Annotated in this window: 20 protein-coding genes; 15 read left to right on the forward strand and 5 right to left on the reverse strand. The window is 65.4% G+C overall.

From position 1 onward, the window contains the following. Window positions 1-6 precede the first annotated feature (6 nt). From CAL18_RS03860 to CAL18_RS03895, 8 genes are all read left to right on the forward strand, one after another. Window positions 7-969, forward strand: coding sequence for a branched-chain amino acid ABC transporter permease (locus CAL18_RS03860; protein ID WP_170940285.1), 963 nt, complete (start codon window positions 7-9; stop codon window positions 967-969). A gap of 8 nt (window positions 970-977) precedes the next feature. Further along, window positions 978-2,774, forward strand: coding sequence for a branched-chain amino acid ABC transporter ATP-binding protein/permease (locus CAL18_RS03865; RefSeq protein WP_249278371.1), 1,797 nt, complete (start codon window positions 978-980; stop codon window positions 2,772-2,774). Then, on the forward strand, window positions 2,764-3,474 hold the full coding sequence (locus CAL18_RS03870) for an ABC transporter ATP-binding protein (RefSeq protein ID WP_094796101.1): 711 nt from the start codon (window positions 2,764-2,766) through the stop codon (window positions 3,472-3,474). Before CAL18_RS03865 ends, CAL18_RS03870 begins: the two co-directional genes overlap by 11 nt. A gap of 42 nt (window positions 3,475-3,516) precedes the next feature. Next, complete coding sequence (locus CAL18_RS03875; protein WP_094796102.1) at window positions 3,517-4,740, forward strand: ABC transporter substrate-binding protein; 1,224 nt, start codon at window positions 3,517-3,519, stop codon at window positions 4,738-4,740. Between the two features lie 104 nt (window positions 4,741-4,844). Continuing rightward, window positions 4,845-5,240, forward strand: coding sequence for a carboxymuconolactone decarboxylase family protein (locus CAL18_RS03880; protein WP_026640249.1), 396 nt, complete (start codon window positions 4,845-4,847; stop codon window positions 5,238-5,240). Window positions 5,241-5,250: 10 nt separating this feature from the next. After that, complete coding sequence (locus CAL18_RS03885) at window positions 5,251-6,144, forward strand: NAD(P)-dependent oxidoreductase (RefSeq protein WP_094817369.1); 894 nt, start codon at window positions 5,251-5,253, stop codon at window positions 6,142-6,144. Window positions 6,145-6,158: 14 nt separating this feature from the next. Further along, the gene (locus CAL18_RS03890; protein WP_094817370.1) at window positions 6,159-6,569 is read left to right on the forward strand and encodes a cupin domain-containing protein; all 411 of its coding nucleotides are present in this window, start codon (window positions 6,159-6,161) and stop codon (window positions 6,567-6,569) included. Next, a complete protein-coding gene (locus CAL18_RS03895; protein WP_026640252.1) occupies window positions 6,566-6,892 on the forward strand; it encodes an NIPSNAP family protein in 327 nt (108 codons plus the stop codon). Before CAL18_RS03890 ends, CAL18_RS03895 begins: the two co-directional genes overlap by 4 nt. 44 nt (window positions 6,893-6,936) lie before the next feature. Here CAL18_RS03895 and CAL18_RS03900 read toward each other — a convergent pair whose 3' ends face one another. From CAL18_RS03900 to CAL18_RS20010, 5 genes are all read right to left on the reverse strand, one after another. After that, complete coding sequence (locus tag CAL18_RS03900; RefSeq protein WP_094817371.1) at window positions 6,937-8,448, reverse strand: AMP-binding protein; 1,512 nt, start codon at window positions 8,446-8,448, stop codon at window positions 6,937-6,939. A 39-nt stretch (window positions 8,449-8,487) separates the two neighbouring features. Further along, a complete protein-coding gene (locus tag CAL18_RS03905; RefSeq protein ID WP_094817372.1) occupies window positions 8,488-9,660 on the reverse strand; it encodes an acyl-CoA dehydrogenase family protein in 1,173 nt (390 codons plus the stop codon). A 71-nt stretch (window positions 9,661-9,731) separates the two neighbouring features. Then, window positions 9,732-10,703, reverse strand: a complete 972-nt coding sequence (locus CAL18_RS03910; RefSeq protein ID WP_026640255.1) for a Bug family tripartite tricarboxylate transporter substrate binding protein — start codon at window positions 10,701-10,703, stop codon at window positions 9,732-9,734. A gap of 67 nt (window positions 10,704-10,770) precedes the next feature. Beyond that, on the reverse strand, window positions 10,771-12,201 hold the full coding sequence (gene lpdA, locus CAL18_RS03915; RefSeq protein WP_094817457.1) for a dihydrolipoyl dehydrogenase: 1,431 nt from the start codon (window positions 12,199-12,201) through the stop codon (window positions 10,771-10,773). A 2-nt stretch (window positions 12,202-12,203) separates the two neighbouring features. After that, window positions 12,204-12,317, reverse strand: coding sequence for a 2-oxo acid dehydrogenase subunit E2 (locus tag CAL18_RS20010; RefSeq protein ID WP_432759129.1), 114 nt, complete (start codon window positions 12,315-12,317; stop codon window positions 12,204-12,206). A 33-nt stretch (window positions 12,318-12,350) separates the two neighbouring features. Between CAL18_RS20010 and CAL18_RS03925 the strand changes: the two genes are divergently transcribed. The 7 genes from CAL18_RS03925 (at window position 12,351) to CAL18_RS03955 (ending at window position 18,210) form a co-directional block, all read left to right on the forward strand. Continuing rightward, entirely contained in the window at window positions 12,351-13,148 is a 798-nt protein-coding gene (locus CAL18_RS03925) for an IclR family transcriptional regulator (RefSeq protein WP_026640267.1), read from the forward strand. A gap of 200 nt (window positions 13,149-13,348) precedes the next feature. Next, window positions 13,349-13,636 (forward strand): hypothetical protein, encoded by a 288-nt coding sequence (locus CAL18_RS03930; RefSeq protein ID WP_094817373.1) that lies wholly within the window; start codon window positions 13,349-13,351, stop codon window positions 13,634-13,636. A 151-nt stretch (window positions 13,637-13,787) separates the two neighbouring features. Beyond that, window positions 13,788-14,753: a Bug family tripartite tricarboxylate transporter substrate binding protein gene (locus CAL18_RS03935; protein WP_026640269.1), complete on the forward strand. Its 966-nt coding sequence runs from the start codon at window positions 13,788-13,790 to the stop codon at window positions 14,751-14,753. Window positions 14,754-14,775: 22 nt separating this feature from the next. Then, complete coding sequence (locus CAL18_RS03940) at window positions 14,776-15,561, forward strand: GntR family transcriptional regulator (protein WP_026640270.1); 786 nt, start codon at window positions 14,776-14,778, stop codon at window positions 15,559-15,561. 11 nt (window positions 15,562-15,572) lie between these two features. Then, a complete protein-coding gene (locus CAL18_RS03945) occupies window positions 15,573-16,835 on the forward strand; it encodes a 3-isopropylmalate dehydratase large subunit (RefSeq protein ID WP_094817458.1) in 1,263 nt (420 codons plus the stop codon). Then, the gene (locus CAL18_RS03950) at window positions 16,832-17,347 is read left to right on the forward strand and encodes a 3-isopropylmalate dehydratase (protein WP_026640272.1); all 516 of its coding nucleotides are present in this window, start codon (window positions 16,832-16,834) and stop codon (window positions 17,345-17,347) included. The genes CAL18_RS03945 and CAL18_RS03950 overlap by 4 nt, the downstream gene beginning before the upstream one ends. Next, the gene (locus CAL18_RS03955) at window positions 17,347-18,210 is read left to right on the forward strand and encodes an isocitrate lyase/PEP mutase family protein (protein ID WP_026640273.1); all 864 of its coding nucleotides are present in this window, start codon (window positions 17,347-17,349) and stop codon (window positions 18,208-18,210) included. Before CAL18_RS03950 ends, CAL18_RS03955 begins: the two co-directional genes overlap by 1 nt. Window positions 18,211-18,217 lie beyond the last annotated feature (7 nt).

Here is an 18,217-nt window from a genome sequence, read left to right on the forward strand (position 1 = left end):
ACCTTCATGACAGAACTACAAATCCATCTGGAAGCCTTCCTGCAATCGCTGGCCGCCGGTGTGCTGGTGGGCGGCATCTATGGCCTGATGTGTGTGGGGTTGGCGATGATCTTCGGGATCATGCGCGTCATCAACTTCGCGCAGGGCGATTTCATGATGCTGGGCATGTACATCACCTATTTCTTCTTCATGCTGCTGGCCGGACACGGCATGGCGGGCTCGGTGGCGAATCCCTACATCTCCATGCTGCTGGCGATGCCGGTGATGTACTGCGTCGGCTATCTGGTGCATCGCATGCTGATATCGCGCGTGACGGGCGGGCGGACAGCCAGCCTGGAAGGCGAAGGCCATTACGCGCAGCTGATCCTGACGCTGGGCATCGCGCTGGTGCTGCAGAACGGCGCCATGATGCTGTTCGGCCCCGAACTGGAATCGGTGCGCACGCCCTTGTCCAGCAGCGCCTGGGAGATCGGCCCGTTGTGGGGTGACTTCGTCAGCATTTTCGTCAACAAGGGGCGCGGCATTGCCGCGCTGATATCGGCGGCGGCCATCGTGGCGCTGGCGCTGGCGGTGGGCCACAGCCGCCTGGGCAAGTCATTGCGCGCGGCGGCCGACAATCCGGTAGCCGCTTCGTACATGGGCATCGACGTGGACGGCGCGTATCGCGTCGCCTTCGCGCTGGGCACCTGCATTACGGCCCTGGCCGGCGGGCTGCTGGCCACCAACTACCCGTTCCATCCTTTCGTGGGGCTGGAGTTTGTCATCGTGATGTACGCCGGCGTGGTGCTGGGCGGCATCGGCAGCATCGTGGGCGCGTTCTGGGGCGGCATGGTCATCGGCCTGGTGCAGCAACTGTCCAGCCTGGTGCTGCCCACACAATTGCAGAACGCCGCGATCTTCGTGTTCTTTCTGCTGATCGTCATCCTTCGGCCGCAAGGGTTCTTCGGCCGCGTTGCGGAGCGGACCTGATGAAATCCATGCGCACCTTACTGATCATGCTGGCTGCCGCGGCCGTTTATCTCGGCGCCGCGCTGCTGGTCGACAACTCGTATCACCAGCTGATTTTTACGCTGGTGCTGGTATGGGCCTGCTTTGGCCTGTCCTGGAACATGCTCAGCGGCTATACCGGCCTGGTGTCGTTCGGCCACGCCGCCTTTTTCGGCCTGGGCGCGTATGCCGCCGTGCTGGGCCAGATATACCTGGGCCTGTCGCCCTGGCTGATGATTCCGGTTTCGGCATTGATAGGCGCCGCAGCCGGGCTGCTGGTGGGCATACCCACGTTCCGTCTGCGCGGCCACTATTTCGCGCTGGCGATGCTGGCCTACCCTCTGGCACTGTTATATGTATTCGAGTGGCTGGGCTACCAGGAAGTCACCTTCCCCATGGTGCGCGACAACCCCGCGCGCTACATGCAGTTTTCCAATCCCTGGCTGTATACCGTTGTGGCCATGGTGATGCTGCTGCTGTTCGTGCAGCTGACGCGCTACGTCGAGCGCACGCGTTTTGGCATGGCGCTGATCGCCATCAAGCAGAACGAAGCGGCGGCCGAGGCGGCGGGCATCGATACGCTGCGCTGGAAACTCAAGGCGATTGCGCTCAGCGGAGCCATCGCAGGAGCCACAGGCGCCTTCTATGCCGTCGTGCTGCTGGTGGTGACGCCGGTGTCGGTCTTCGGCATGCTGGTGTCGGCCCAGGCGCTGACGGTGTCCATGTTCGGCGGGGTGGGCACGGTATGGGGGCCCATCATCGGGGCGGCCATCCTGATTCCCCTGGGCGAGATACTGCATGCCGAGCTCGGCGCGGCTTATCCCGGCATCCAGGGCGTGATCCTGGGCGTTGCCATCATTGCCGTCATCCTGGCCGCGCCCGAGGGCGTGTACTGGAAAACGCGCGACTTGCTGCGGCGCCGCGGCGCCTTGCCGCCGCCGGCCGCAGCGCCGGACGGCGATGCCGCCCTGCCGCCGGACAGCGCCGAGGCGGTATCGTCCGTGTCCAATATCGCGCCGGGCATGCGCCCCGGGGGGGCGCAGCAAGGCGGAGAGCTGATTCTGGATGTGCAGGGCCTGTCGCGAAGTTTCGGCGGCCTGAAGGCCGTGCACAACGTCAGTTTCCAGGTGCGCAAGGGAATGATCCTGGGCATCATCGGCCCCAACGGAGCGGGCAAGACCACGCTGTTCAATCTGTTGAACGGGTTCCTGAAGCCGGACGCCGGACGCGTGGTGTTCAAGGGCGTCGACATGGCCGGCCGGAAACCGCACGTACTTTGCGCAGCCGGGGTGGGGCGCACTTTCCAGGTAATGCGGCCTTTCATGCGGCTGACGGTTGCGCAGAACGTCAAGATCGGCGCGTACGTCAAGGCGCGCAACGAGGCCGAGGCCGACGCGCTGGCGGTGCAGGCCATCGAACGGGTGGGGCTGTCCGACTGCGCCGACCGGGTGGCGTCGGTGCTGACGACGCGCCAGCTGCGCCTGATGGAACTGGCCCGCGCCATGGCCGGGCAGCCCGAACTGCTGCTGCTGGACGAAACCCTCGCCGGCCTGGGGCAGGGCGAAGTCGATGATGTGGTGCGCGCCATACGCGAACTGTCCGCGCAAGGCGTGACCATCGTCATCATCGAGCACACCATGCAGGCGATGGTCCGGCTGGTTGACGAGTTTGTCGTGCTGGACCACGGCGAAGTGCTGGCCGTTGGAGATCCGCAGGCCATTACGCAGGACACGCGTGTCGTCGAAGCCTACCTGGGCAAAAAATGGAGCAAGAAAAATGCTGCTTGAGATCGACAACCTGGTGGCGGGGTATTCGGCGTTGCCGGTTCTGAACGGCGTGTCGGTGGCGGTACGCGAAGGCGATTTCGTATCCATCGTGGGGCCCAACGGCGCGGGCAAAAGCACGCTGTTCAGGACCATATCCGGCACGGTATCGACCATGTCGGGCGCCATCCGCTATGACGGCCGGGACTTGCTGTCCGTGCCGGTATCGCAGCGTGCGCACCTGGGCATTGCGCACGTGCCGGAAGGACGTCAGGTATTCGCATCGATGACGGTGCTCGAAAACCTGGAAATGGGCGCCTACACCGCGTCAGGCCGGCGCGACTGGGCGCACAACCTGGCCCGCATCTATGAATGGTTTCCTGTGCTCAAGCAGCGTGCGCGCCAGCTGGCCGGCACGCTGTCGGGCGGGGAACAGCAAATGGTGGCCATCGGGCGCGGCCTGGCGTCTTCGCCGCGGCTGCTGATGCTGGACGAGCCATCGATGGGATTGTCGCCGGCGATCGCGGATTTCATCTTCGAGCGCCTGATCGACATACGCAGGGAAGCCCGGCTGACCATCCTGCTGGTAGAGCAGAGGGTGGCCGAAGCCTTGCAGTTCGCCGACCACGGCTACGTGCTTGAAACGGGGCGCGTCGTACTGGAAGGCACCCATGAAACGTTGCAGGCGGACGACCGTGTCCGTCGCGCGTACCTCGGCATGTAAGCCCATACGAACAGCCGCGCAAGCGGACGAGAGGAGACAACCATGAGAATGCGATCGATCAAGAACCTGGGGCTGGCGGCGGGCATGGCCAGCCTGTTGGCGGTAGGCGCCCCTGCCATCGCGGCCGAACCGCCGCCCGTCAGCGTGGGCCTGATCGCCCCGATGTCGGGCATCTACGCGCGACCCGGCCAGGTGATGCGCATGGGCGCCGAGATGGCCGTGAAAGATATCAATGACCAGGGCGGCATCAAGGCCCTGGGCGGCGCCAAGCTGAAGCTGGTGGTGGTGGATTCGGGCGATTCGACGGAAAAGGCAAAGAGCGCGGCCCAGCGCATGGTGGCAGACTTTCCGGACCTGGTGGCCGGAACGGGGGCCTACCTGAGTTCGTTCACGCTGGCCGTCACCGAGGTGACCGAACGCGCCAAGCTGCCGATGCTGACTCTGTCGTATTCCGACCAGATCACGGCGCGCGGTTTCAAGTACATCTTCCAGACGTCCGCCACTGCCGGCCGCCAGGCCGACCTGGCGCTGCCGATGATCCTGGACCTGGCCGAAAAGGCGTCCGGCAAGCGTCCCAAGACGGTAGCCATTCTTACCGACAACACCGCCGCATCGCTGTCATCGGTAAAGGCCATGAAAGACGGTCTGCTGGAAAAGAACAAGCTGGAACTGGTCGTGGATGAAACCTTCACGCCGCCACTGTCGGATGCATCTTCGCTGATCCAGCGCGTGCGCTCGCGGCGACCCGACCTGGTGTTCTTCCTGCCCACCGTGATTTCGGACGCCAAGCTCATTCTCGAAAAAATGAACGAGACCAATGTGCGCGTGCCCGTGATCTCGTTCGGCATCGCCATTGCCGAGCCTGACGTGCTCAATACGGTGAGCCCGAAGCTGATCAACGGCGTCATGTCGGCCGTGGCCAACTGGGGCGCCAAGGGGCAGGAGGCGCTGATCAAGCGCATGAAAGACGAATACAACGAGCCCTGGATGACCCAGAACGCGATATCCACCTATGGCGACATGTGGATCATCAAGGCAGCGCTGGAGAAGGCCGGCAAGGCCGACCGGGAATCGGTGGCGCAGGCGATGCGCACGCTGGATGAAGGCAAGACCCCGTATTTCCCGGGCGGCGAGCTGAAGTTCGACGAAGCCGGACATCGCGTCGGCGCCACGCTGACGGTCATCCAGTGGCAGAACGGCGTGCCGGTGACGGTGTTCCCGGAAGATGTCGCGATAGCCGAGCCCATCTGGCCAGGCCAGAAGTGACCGCCGGTGCGGCGTGGCGGGCGAGCCGCCATGCCGCCGCGTCAAAATAGTGATATTGTATTATTGTATTCTGGCTACACCACGCAGCATATAAAGGAATCAGCATGGAACAATCCAATCAGTTCGAAAAGGGCCTGGAGAACCGCAAGAAGGTGCTGGGCGCCGCGCACGTCGAAAAAGCCTGGGCTGCGGCGGACGATTTCAACCGGCCCATGCAAAAACTGGTCACTGAGTATTGCTGGGGCGAGATATGGGGTGATCCCACCCTGCCGTTCAAGACCCGCAGCATGCTGAACCTGGCCATGCTGACCGCCATGAGCCAGCACCACGAGCTGGCTTCCCACGTCAAGGGAGCGTTGCAGAACGGCGTGACCAAAGACGAGATCCGCGCAGTGCTGATGCAGGCATCGGTGTACTGCGGCGTGCCGTTGGCGCTGGCCGCTTTCCGCGTGGCCACGCAGGCGATCAACGCCCATGAGGCGGAAGCTGGACGGGCCTAGGAAGATCGCCATGGCGCAACAGGATAGAGTGGGGTTCATCGGGCTGGGCAACATGGGCGGACGCATGGCGCGCCGCCTGGTCGATGCCGGAATTGCCGTATGCGGCTACGACACGGACGCCGCCCGGGCGAGCGCAGCGGGGGCGCAGCCGGCGGCGACGCTGCGCGCAGCGGTCGAATCCGCCGACGTGGTGCTGCTTTCTCTGCCGGACAGCCGCGTGGTCGAAGCGGTAGTAGAAGGGCCGGACGGCATACTTGCTGCGTGCCGTGCCGGCCAGGTAGTGGTGGACCTGAGCACCGCGGCGGCCAGTTCCACCCGGCGCCTGGCGGGCCTGTTTGCCGACAGGGGCGTGCAGTTTGTCGACGCGGGCGTATCGGGCGGGGCGGCCGCGGCAGAGCAGGGCAAGCTGACGCTCATGGTCGGCGGCGATGCCGACACCGTGCGGTCGCTGCAATGGGCATTTGCGCCGATCAGCAGCAAGGTGCTGCACATGGGGGAAACCGGAGCCGGGCACGCCACCAAACTGCTGAACAATTTTCTCAATGCCATCAGCCTGGCGGCCACGGCGGAAGTCATGGTGGCGGGCAAGAAGGCCGGGCTGGATTTGCATCGCCTGCTGGACGTCTTGAACAGCAGCAGCGGCATCAATTTCGCCACGCTCAACCGGTTTCCTCATATTGTGGATGGCAATTATCTGGAAGGCGGCTTGACCAGCAAGCTCATGACGAAAGACATCGTGCTGTATGTGGATCTGGTTCGCGAGCTGGGCGTGGCGTCGCTGAACGCGTCGGGGCCGCTGGCGAGCTTCGGCCTGGCCACGGCGCTGGGATACGGCGATCAGATCAGTAATCGTGTCGTGGATGCCATCGGGGATGTGAGCGGTGGCGTCCGCCTGAAAACTTGAAAGGAGGTTATCCAATGAAGGTGTTTCATGGCAGGGCGGAAGGCAAGATTTCGGAGCAGCGCAGCTCTACATTCACCGGCATCGTGTGGGGCGACCCGATCATGCCCACCACCGACAACGTGACGATCAATTCGGTGTTTTTTTCGCCGGGCGCGCGCACGTACTGGCATACCCACGAACTGGGGCAGATTCTGCAGGTGACGGCCGGCCGCGGCTGGATCTGCGCCGACGGACAGCCCGCGCAGGCCATCCGCCAGGGCGATGTGGTGTGGATACCGCCCAACGAGCGGCACTGGCACGGCGCCGCGGCAGATACTTACATGATCCATGTGGCCACTTCGCTGGGCAAGAGCAATTGGCAGGAAGAAGTGTCTGAGCACGACTACATCGGCGCCACGGCCGCCGCCGCCCGGGAGACGCCATGATCGTCGAACTGCGCATCTATCATTGCGCGCCGGGCCGCCTGCCGGCGCTGAACGATCGCTTCACCAACCATACGCTGGGCTTTTTCAAGAAGCACGGCATTGAACAGATCGGCTTCTGGACTACGCTGGTGGGGCCGTCCAACCAGTCGCTGACCTATTTGCTCAAATGGGAAAGCATGGCCGAGCGCGAGCAGAAGTGGAACGCCTTCCAGTCCGATCCGGACTGGATCGCCACGCGCGCGGCCAGCGAAGCCGAGAAGATCATTGTCGAGCGCGTCGAGAACCAGTTCCTGGCTCCGACTGCGTATTCGGCGCTGAAGTAGCACAGCGGACACCTCTGGCCGGGCGCCCGGCCAGGGGCGTCGTCCTAGCCCGGCCCCGGCTCTGCCAGCATGCGCCGCAATTCCCGCTTGAGCACCTTGCCCGATGGGTTGCGCGGCAGGCTGTCGCACAGCACCAGCTTCTTGGGCGTCTTGAATCCCCCCAGCCTTGCCGAGCAATGCGTGCGCAAGGCGTCCAGCGTCAGGGTGGCGCCGGACCGAAGCACGACCGCCGCCGTCACGCATTCTCCCCATGTGGGGTCCGGCAGGCCGATCACTGCGGCTTCTTCTACTTCCGGCAGTTCGTACAGTACGCGCTCGACCTCCGACGAGGCGATGTTTTCGCCGCCGCTGATGATCATGTCTTTCTTGCGGTCGGTCAGGTACAGAAAACCCTCTTCATCGACATAGCCCACGTCGCCGGTGCGGAACCAGGCGCCGAAAAAGCTGGCGGCGGTCTTGGCGGGGTCGTTCCAGTAGCCCAGGCATACCTTGGGGCCGGACAGGCATATTTCGCCGGGCTGGCCGGGCGGCAGTGGCCGGCCCTCGTCGTCGAAGATGCCCAGGGCCACATGCGGCAGGGCGCGTCCGGTGGAGCCGATTTTCTCGAGCTCGCGCCCGGGTTCCATCATGGTGTCGCCCGAGCAGGTTTCGGTCAGGCCATAGGCGTCAATGTACCGGGCATGGGTGAAGAGCTGCGTGAATTCGCGGATACGCTCTTCTGGCGTGCGCTCGCCGCCGCCGATCAGCCAGCGCAGGCTGCTCAGGTCATATTGCTGGCGTTCGGGCAACGCCAGGCAGCGATTGAGCATGACGGGCGCCATCCAGGCCCCCGTGATGCGCTCGCTGTCGATCAGGGCCAGCGCGCGCGCGGCATCGAACTCGCGTTCGAGCACCAGTGCGCCTCCGGTCATCCATAGCGCAACGCCGGGCAGATCATAGGCGCCCACGTGATACAGCGGCCCTACCACCAGCAGGCGGTCATCGCGCGACAGGCCCAGCGTCGTGATGTGGTCCAGGCATTTCCACGCCATGTTCGCATAGCTGTGCATGACGCCCTTGGGCCGGTCGGTGGTGCCGCTGGTGTACATCAGGCGGTACAGCGTATCGGGCGTTGCGGCGGGCGCGGCGGGCGCGGGCGGCAGGCCGGCCGCTCCCGGCAAGCGGGTGCTGTCGGCTTGCGCAGCGTCGTCGAGCCAGGTGACGGGGCACCGCTCGGGCACCGAAGCCCGTAGCTCGGCGTCGGCGAAGAGCCGCCGGGCGCCGGAATTGTCGAGGATGTAGTCGACCTCGTCTTTGCCCAGGCGGTAGTTGATGGGCAGCAGCACGGCGCCGGCCCGGCTGATGGCCAGGCTCAGTTCAAGAAAGGCAGCGCTGTTTTTCATGAGCAGCGCCACGACCTGGCCGGGCCGGATGCCCTGCTCAGCCAGCAGGGCGGCCGCCCGTCCGGCGCGCAGGTTCAGTTCGGCATAGCTGATGCGCTGGCCGCGATACACCAGCGCCAGCCGCTGGGGTTCCGCTTGCGCCCACCAGGCCACGCTAGCGCTGATAGAAACCATGGTCGTCTCCGTATTGTGCGGCAGGCGCGTCAGCGCCGCTCAGTAAGAGCGGGGCATCTGCAGCTCGTGGTTCGCGACGTAGTTCAGGATCATTTCTTCGGATACGGGCGCAAAGCGGAACAGCCGGCAGTCGCGCCACAGCCGCTCGACGTGGTATTCCTTGGCGTACCCCATGCCGCCCATGGTCTGCATGGCGCGCTCTGTGGCGCGGCCCACCGTCTGCGCCGCGATCAGCTTGGCCGCGTTGGCTTCGTTGCTGTAGGGCAGGCCCATGTCGAAGTTCGTGGCTGCCTTGTAGTTCAGCAGGCGCGCGGCCTCGATCTCGACATGGCATTGGGCCAGGGGAAACTGCAGGCCCTGGTATGAGCTGATCGGGCGGCCGCCAAATACGCTACGGTCGTTGGCATACTGCACCGCCAGCCTGATCGCCAGTTCGCCCGTGCCCACCAGGCCGGCGGTCGTTACCATGCGTTCGGTGTTGAGCACGTCCAGCAACTCGCGCCAGCCTTGGTGCAGTGTCCCGATCAGTTCGTGCGGCTCGATGCGCACGTTGTCGAAGAAAACGCTGCTGGAGTCCAGCGTGCAGGTTCCCAGCTTGTCAATGGGGGTATGAGTCAGGCCCTCGCGTTCGACGTCTATCATGAACATCGACAGGCCGTCAGTGCGGGACTGGGCCTGCTCGAGCTTCTTGGTGCGGGCGATGACGAGCATCTTCGAAGCCGAGGCCACGCCGGTGATCCAGATCTTGCGGCCGTTCAGGCGCCAGCCGTCGCCGTCCTCGGCCGCATAGGTCTTGATTTCCAGCGTGTTGGTGCCGGCGTCGGGCTCGGTCAGCGCCATGCAGCAGTTGATTTCGCCGCTGATCAGCTTGGGCAGCAGCTCGCGGCGCATGGACTCGTTGCCGAAGCGGGCGATCGACACGCCGCCGAAGATGGGGTTGATCATGAACAGCTGGCCCACGGTGGACCCGCCCCCCGTGGCGGCAAGAGCCTCCACGATCAGCGACATTTCCAGCATGCCCAGGCCGCTGCCGCCGTATTCCTCCGGCAGCGCCACCCCGGACAACCCGGCTTCGCAGACGGCGCGCCAGTATTCAGTGGGAAAGGCCTTTTCGCCGTCTTGCTTGCGCCAGTATTCCAGCCCGAACCGTTCGCCGATCTGGCGGGCGGATTCGATCATCATGCGCTGTTCGTCGTTGAGTCTGAAGTCCATGGTGGTGTCTCGTGTCGAATTGAAGCTGCGCGCCCGCGGGCGGCGCAGCTGCCGATCTGTCCCGGCGTCGCCTACTGGGGTTGAATGCCCGCCGTCCTGGCGAGTTCTTTCCAGGTCTTGATTTCCTCGACCAGTTGATCCTGCGCCTGTTGCGGCGTGTCACCCACCGCTTCCAGGCCCTGCGAGGTCAGCCATTCGCGCATTTCCGGCGACTGCAGAATGGCCACGAACTCCTTGTTGAGCATTTGCACGGTGGCCGCCGGCGTCTTGGCCGGCACGTACAGGCCATACCAGACCGCCGCGTTGAAGCCCGGCACGCCAGATTCGGCAACGGTGGTCATTCCCGGCCACAGGTCGGAGCGCTGGGCGGTGGTGATGGCCAGCGCCTTCACTTTTCCGCCTTCGGCGTATCGCTTCGCAGTGGACAGCGGGTCGATCACCATCTGAACTTCTCCGCCCATCAGGCCGGTGAGCGCCGCGCTGGCCCCTTTGTATGGCACATGGGTCACGGGGGCCTTGGCCGCCGACTTGAAAAGTTCGCTGGCAAAGTGCACCGAGGTGCCGATTCCGGGCGTGCCGAAGTTCACTTTCTCGGGATTGGCCTGGGCGTACTTGACGAGATCGGCCACGTTTTTCACCGGCAGATCGTTGCTGACGAGCAGGGCGAACGGGCCACGGACCACGGTCGTGATGGACATAAGGTCGCGGGTCACGTCGTACGGCAGCTTGGCCTTGATGGCAGGCTCGGTCGCGATGGCGCCGCTGTGCAGCAGGATGGTGCTGCCATCGGCATCGGCGCGCACGGTGGCCTCGGTGCCAATGGCGCCGCCCGCCCCGGCCTTGTTTTCCACAATGACCGGACGCTGCAGGCGCGCGCTGAGTTGTTCGGCCAGTTTGCGGCCCAGGATATCCGAGGTGCCGCCAGCGGAATAGGGCACGATCAGGCGCATCTGTTTTTGCCCGGGAATCTCCTGTGCCGCCGCGGGCATGGCCCAGGCGGTTGCCGCCGCGAGTGTCAAAGCCAGTTTCTGAAAGCGCTTCATGGTTGTCTCCTTGTGTTCGTTCGTGTCTTAGGGCATGCCCGGGTGGTTTCCTGCATTGGGAACTGCATTACATGTGCAACGCCCGGCCATAGGCGGCCAGCACCGATTCGTGCATGGCCTCCGACAGCGTGGGATGGGGAAATACGGTTTCGATCAGCTCGGCTTCGGTGGCTTCGAGCGACTGCGCAACGGCGTACCCATGCACCAGTTCGGTGACTTCGGGGCCTACCAGATGCGCGCCCAGCAACTCACCGGAAGCGGCGCTGAAGATCGTCTTGATGAAGCCGGCGGCCTCGCCTATGGCCACGGCCTTGCCATTGCCTTGCAGCGGGAACTTGCCGACCTTCACGTCCGGATGGGCCGCGCGCGCCTGCGCTTCCGTAAGGCCTATCGATGCGCTTTGCGGATGGCTGTATACGCACGCGGGAATCGCCGGCGCGCGCGCGCGCAGCGCCTGGGGCGGCCGGCCGGCGTGCAGGCGCGCGATATGTTCGACACATGCGATGCCTTCGTGGCTTGCCTTGTGCGCCAGCATGGGCGGACCCGTGACGTCGCCTATGGCATATAGCCCCGGCTCCTGCGTGGCGCCCCAATCGCCGGCTTCGATCAGGCCGTGGTTGATCACCGCGCGGCAATGTTCCAGGCCCAGATGCTCGGTATTGCCGACCAGGCTCACCGCCACCAGCGCGCGCTCTGCCTGCAGGGCGATGGCCTGGCCGGCGTCGGATTCCACCACCGCCTGCACGTGCCCGGCCGTGACGTCGGCACTGGCCAGCCGCGCGCCCGTCAGGAAGCGCACGCCGTCCTGCTCCATGGCCTGCCGGACGAAGTCGGACACCTCTTCGTCGCCGGACGGCAGCACGCGCGGCGCGGCTTCCACCACGGTTACGCTGCACCCCAGGGTTGCGTAAAAGCTGGCGAACTCAAGGCCGATAGCCCCGGCACCTATTACGAGCAGAGACGCCGGAAGCTGTGTGGCGGACAGGGCTTCGCGGTAGCTCCAGACCCGCTCGCCATCGAAGGGCAGCGCGGGCAACTCGCGCGGCCGCGCGCCCGTTGCCAGAATGATGTGCGCCGCCGCGATCTGTTGCGCTGCCTGGCCGTCGGCCCCGCTGACTTCCAGGCGGCCCTTTCCCTGCAGGCGCGCGCTGCCGCTGAAGACTTTGACGCCGGCCTTTTTCAGCAAATGGGCCACTCCGCGGTTCAGGCGTTGCGACGCGGTGCGCGACCGCTGCATGATGCGTGCGAAATCGATTTGCGGCGATTCGGCAACAATGCCTTCTGCATGGGCCTGGCGGATACGGCGCACCGTATCTGCAGAGTGCAGCAGGGCCTTGGTGGGGATGCAGCCCCAGTTCAGGCAGACGCCGCCCAGGTGCTCGCGCTCGACCAGCGCCGTGCGCAATTTCAGCTGCGAGGCCCGCAGCGCGGCCACATATCCTGCGGGGCCGCCGCCAACGATCGCCACGTCGAATTCCTGGCGGGATGCGGTTTGCATGGTCATATCGCGAGCAACCCTGCAGGTTGTTCCAGGGCCTGCACAACCCGCTTCAGGAACGTCAATGCGGTGACGCCATCGAGCACGCGGTGATCGGCCGACAGCACCATGCCCATTTCGCGGCGTATCGCGGGCCGGTCTTCTTGTCTATGACGGCTTCTCCTCCCGAAAAGAAGGTGGGCGCGCTCAGCGCCGGCCTGCGAATTCTTCGCCACCTGGCGAGCGTACCGACGCCGTTGGGAGTCACGCGCATCGCGCGCGATCTCGAACTGAATTCCAGCACATGCTTCAATCTGCTGAAAACCCTGGTGCACGAAGGCCTGGTTACTTTCGACGAAGACACGAAAACCTACCGGATAGGCCTGGGGCTGGTGGAACTGGCCAAAGGCTCTCTGGAGCAGGCCTCGTATGCGCGGCTGCTGCGTCCCCACCTGCAGGAAATCGCCAGCCGTCACCGCGTCACCACGACGCTGTGGCAGCGCACCACCAACGACCGCGTGGTCATGGTGGACCTGGCCGACAGCGGATCGGCCCTGCGCGTGCACATGAGCATCGGCCAGCGGCTGCCGCTGTATATTGCGGCGCTGGGGCGCTGCATGGCCGCGTACAGCCCGCTCAGCCCCGCCGAACTGCGGTCGCGCATCAGCAGCCTGCGCTGGGAAGATGGGCCCAGTTTCGAAGCCTATATGCGCGACGTCGAGAAAGTGCGCGAGGTCGGCTACGCGCTGGACGAAGGGCACTACGTCAAGGGAATTACCACGGTGTCTTCGCCCATACTCGACGAGCATCGCACCCCCTTGATGGCCATCAGCGCAGTGGGATTCTCCGCCCAGTTCACACCATCGTCGCTGCAGTCGCTCGGTGAAGACCTGCGCGACCGCTGCCGCGAGGCCAGCAATTCCCTGTCGGGCGGCAAAGTCGGCCTGTTCTGGCAGACAGGCTCGTAGCCGCGGGCGCGCGCTGCGCACGGACGGCGGGGCAACACCCGATTGCGCCGTGCGCCATATCAGAGTATCCATACACCTGACAGCAGTTCACTAACGACCGCTGATGTCTGAGCGTACCGGGCGGCACAGTCCGGATGCACAGGCGGAGCCGGACCGTGCAAGGCAGCCTGCCTTATGCGGATATAAGCCAGGAGGGGCTTATGGCAGTGGTGTATGTAGAGTTCGAACGGGCGCGCCGTGGCAAGGCCCGTGTCGCCCCGAATGCAGTGAACCAGGCCGTGCCGCGCCGCGATAGCGGCCGGGCCGTCTTCTGGGGCTGTCTTGGGCTGGCGCCGTTGGCAGGCCTGGCCGCCCCCGTGTGGGCGGTACCGCAGTTCGGCCACCTGGCCGGATGGGGCCTGGCGGGCGCCGGGCTGCTGGCCTGTGTGCTGATGTTGTTCGGCCTGGCCAGGCTTGAAGCCGACCGCGCGCGCGACGCCGGCCAATAGATCTTTTCCCGCTACGTCCGTCCGTCCGCATAGGCCGCGCATGGCCGCTCGCCCGCCCCGGCCGTATCGGCAGGGGGCTTGATGGCGGCCGGGTTTAACAGGTATAGTTGTATTGTCATCAATACAACACAACATACCAGGAGATATCCCGATGGTCGGACTGCATCGAATCGCTGCGGCGTGCGCCGTTATTGGATCCATGGCGCTGCCGCCCGGCGCGGCATGGGCCCAGAACGACGCCATCAAGCTCGTGGTGGGAGCGCCCCCCGGCGGCACCACCGATACGGTGGCACGCAGCATTGCGCAACATATGTCGAAAGACCTCAAGCGCACGGTGCTGGTCGAGAACAAGCCGGGCGCAGGCGGCAACATCGCCGCCGACTATGTCGCCAAGAGCAACCCCGACGGCAGGACGCTGCTGGTGACCTTCACCAGTTTTTCCATCAATGCCACCCTGTACCGCAACCTTCCGTTCGACCCGGTGCGCGATTTCACGCCTATCAGCATGCTGGCCAATGTGCCCAGCGTGCTGGTCACGCGCAAGGACTTCCCGGCCAAATCGATGGAAGAGTTCGTGTCGCTGGTCAAGGCCAGCCCGGGCAAGTACACCATGGCGCTGGGGGCCATCGGTTCGTCGCTGCACCTGGCGGGCGAGCGCATGAAAATGATGGCCGGTCTCGATATTCTCAATGTGCCTTATAAGGGCACGTCGCCCGCCGTCAACGACGTGCTGGGCGGCCAGGTCGACATGATGTTCGCCAGCTCGCTCAACGCGCTGCCGCACATCAAGAGCGGGGCATTGAAGGCGCTGGGCGTCAGCAGCCCCGAGTCCCTGGCGCAGTTTCCCGGCGTGCCTCCTATTGGCGATACCATCAAGGGTTTCGAGTCCAACGCCTGGTTCGCGCTTTTCGGCCCGGCCAACCTGCCGGCCGACACGCTGGCCACGCTTAACGCCGCCGCGCGCAAGGCCGTCGATACGCCGGACTTCCGCCAGCTGCTCGAGCGCGAAGCCGCGTCCGCCGTCAGCAGCACCCCGCAGGAGCTCGACGCCTTTGTACGTGAAGACATCGAACGCTACGCCGAAATCGTAAAGTTCACCGGCGCCACCGTCGACTGACCGCCCACACAGGAGCCCGCCCGTGTCCGATAGCCCGCTACCGCTGTATCACAAGGTATACCTGCTCTTGAAGCAGCGGTTGCGCGCGGGCGGTTTTCCGTACGATGTGCCCATGCCGGGCGAAAACGCCCTGGCCGCCGAATACGGCGTATCGCGCCTGACGATCAGGCGTTCGCTGGACCGCCTGGAATCCGAAGGGCTGGTCGAGCGCCGGCAAGGCCGCGGCACCTTCGCCGCACGCCCCTCGGCGCTGTCCGTCACCCAGCAGGGGGCCGATATTGACGGGCTGATGGCCCATCTGGCCAGCATGGGCATGCAGACCCAGGTGCAATTGCTCGAACTCGAAACCGTGCCGGCCGCCGGCCCGGTGGCGGCGCGCCTGGGCGTCGCGCCGGGCGCACTGGTGCAGCGGGCCGTGCGGGTGCGCAGCCACCAGGGCCTGCCTTTCTCGTACCTGACCACATTTGTTCCCGACGATATCGGCCGCCGCATCCGCCGCGAAGACCTCGCGTCCAAGCCTTTGCTTGCCATATTCCGCGACCTTGACGTCAGGGTGGCGGGCGCCGAACAGGCCATCTCGGCTGTGTTGGCCGAACCGGGCGTGGCCGAGCTGCTCGACGTGCCGGTGGGCGCGGCCTTGCTCAGCCTGCACCGGCTGGTGCGCGACGAATCCGGCCGGCCGGTGGAATGGCTGCATGCGCAGTATCGCCCCGACCGCTACGAATACCGCATGAACATGCAGGCGCACGATATGCCCGGCCAGCCCACATGGCTGCCGGCCGCCATGCCTGCGCACGCAAGCGCTTGAAGAGGTTCACTGTGACAGCCCAGACCCTGGCCCAGAAACTGCTGGCCGCCGCGGCCGGCCGCGATACCGCGCGCGTAGGCGAAATCCTGACCTGCAAGGTCGATCTGGCCATGTTCCATGATTCCAGCGGGCCGCGCCGCCTCAAGCCCATGCTCGAAGAGCTGGGAACCGGCCTGTGGGACCGCTCCAGGGTTGTGCTGGTCATGGACCATTACGTGCCCGAGGCCGACGACGAATCGCGCCGCATTGTCCGCATTGCCCGCGACTGGGCGCGCGAACAGGCGTTGCCGCATGTCTATGATTCGGTGGGCATCTGCCACGTGGTGGTGCCGGAACACGGCCACATCAGGCCGGGCATGTTCTGCGTGGGCGGCGACTCCCATTCGCCCACCGGCGGCGCGTTCGGCGCCTACATGTTCGGTGTGGGCAGCACCGAAATGCTGGGCGTGGTGGCCAGCGGCGAAATCTGGATGCGCGTGCCCGAAACGCTGATGATGCGTTGGAACGGGCGCCTGAATCCCGGCGTTACCGCCAAAGACATGATGCTGCACATGATAGGACGCATGGGCATGAACGGCGGGCGTTACCAGGCCGTGGAATTCTGTGGCGAGGCCGTCCGCGCGCTATCCATGCAAGAACGCATGACGCTGTCCAACATGTCGGCCGAGCTGGGCGCGCAGGCGGGGCTGGTGGCGCCGGACGAAACGACGCGGCATTACCTGCGGCAGGCGGGCGTTGCCGATGTCGACACGCAGCGATGGCAGTCTGACCCAGGCGCGCCGGCACAGTGGCACGATTTCGATGCCGCGGCGCTGGAGCCGCAGGTTGCGGCGCCGCATAGTCCGGCCAATGCCGCCCCGGTGCCGGCATATGGCGACACCCCGGTGCAGGTTGCCTACATCGGCGCCTGCACGGGCGCCAAGCTCGATGACCTGCGGGCCGCCGCCCGCATTTTGCAGGGGCGCACCATCGCCGCCGGCGTTCGCCTGATGGTGGCGCCGGCCAGCCAGCGCGACCAGGCCGCGGCGGACGCCGAAGGGGTATTGCCCGCGCTGCTGAAGGCAGGCGCCACGCTCTTGCCCACGTCGTGCGGGGCGTGTTCGGGCTACGGCGGCTCTATTCCCGAAGGGGCAAATGTCATTGCCACCACCGCACGCAATTTCAAGGGGCGCATGGGGGCGGCCACTGCCCGGGTGTTCCTGGCGTCTCCCTACACCGTGGCCGCATCCGCCGTCGCCGGCCGCATCGCCGATCCACGTGAATTCCTGTCATGACCCGTATTCATAAAGCCTGGCGCATCGGCGACGATATCGATACCGACCAGCTCGCACCCGGCGCCTACATGAAGTTCGGCATTGCCGATATTGCGCGCCATTGTCTCGAAGGCGTGCGGCCCGACTTTGCTGCGGGCGTCCAACCTGGCGACGTGCTGGTGGCGGGACGCAATTTCGGCATCGGCTCGTCGCGCGAACAGGCCGCCGCGGCGCTGGTGCACCTGGGCGTGCACGCCGTCATCGCGCCCAGCTACAGCGGCCTGTATTTCCGCAACGCGTTTAATGTCGGGCTGCTGCTGCTTACCTGCGAACGCGCCGGCGAAATCGCCGACTTCGAACAGATCGAGATCGACCTGCCCAATTGCCGTGTCCTGCGGGCCGACGGCGCCCCTCTGCCGTGCGAGCCGGTGCCCGGATTCCTGCTCGACATGGTGCGCGCCGGCGGGCTGCTGCCGCAATTGAAGCGCCGGCTGGCCGATGGTTCGCTTCCCCGTTACCCCCAGAGAGCCTGATGGAAAATCGCCTTCTGAAAGACCGCCTGGCTGCCGGACAGGCCCTGCTCGCCCCCGGTGTCTACGACGCCCTGTCGGCCCTTATTGCCGAGCAGGCCGGCTTTGATGCGCTATACCTGTCGGGGGCGTCGATCGCCTATTCGCGTCTGGGCCGTTCCGACGTCGGCCTCACCACGTATACCGAGGTTGAAGACACGTTGGCGCGCATCACCGAAAGGGTGCGATGCCCCGTCATCGTCGATGCAGACACCGGCTTCGGCAATGCCCTGAACGTACAACGCACGGTGCGTGGGTTCGAGCGGGCCGGCGCATCCATGATCCAGCTCGAAGACCAGGGCTTTCCCAAGCGCTGCGGGCATCTGGCGGGCAAGACAGTGGTGCCTGCCGCCGAAATGTGCGGCAAGCTGCGCGCCGCACTGGATGCCCGCAACGCCGACTCCACGCTGATCCTGGCCCGCACCGACGCGGTGGCGGTGGAAGGCCTGGAGGCCGCATTCGAGCGCGCCGAGCGCTATCTGGAATGCGGCGTGGATGCCATATTCATCGAAGCGTTGCGCTCGCCGGGGCAGTTGGACGCCGCCTGCGCGCGCTTCGCGTCGCGGGTGCCGCTGCTGGCCAACATGGTCGAGGGCGGCCAGACGCCCGTGGAAAGCGCCGACGCACTGGCGGCAAGGGGTTTTCGCATTGTCATCTTTCCCGGGGGGACGGCGCGCGCCGTCGCCCACACCCTGCAGAATTACTATGGCAGCCTGCGCCAGCATGGCACGACTGCGCCTTGGCGCGACCGCATGCTGGACTTCGATCAGCTCAATGCGCTGATCGGCACTCCCGGCTTGATGGAAGACGCCCGCCGCTATGCCTGATACCGCG

Source organism: Bordetella genomosp. 7, assembly GCF_002261415.1.
GTDB lineage: Bacteria > Pseudomonadota > Gammaproteobacteria > Burkholderiales > Burkholderiaceae_B > Bordetella_A.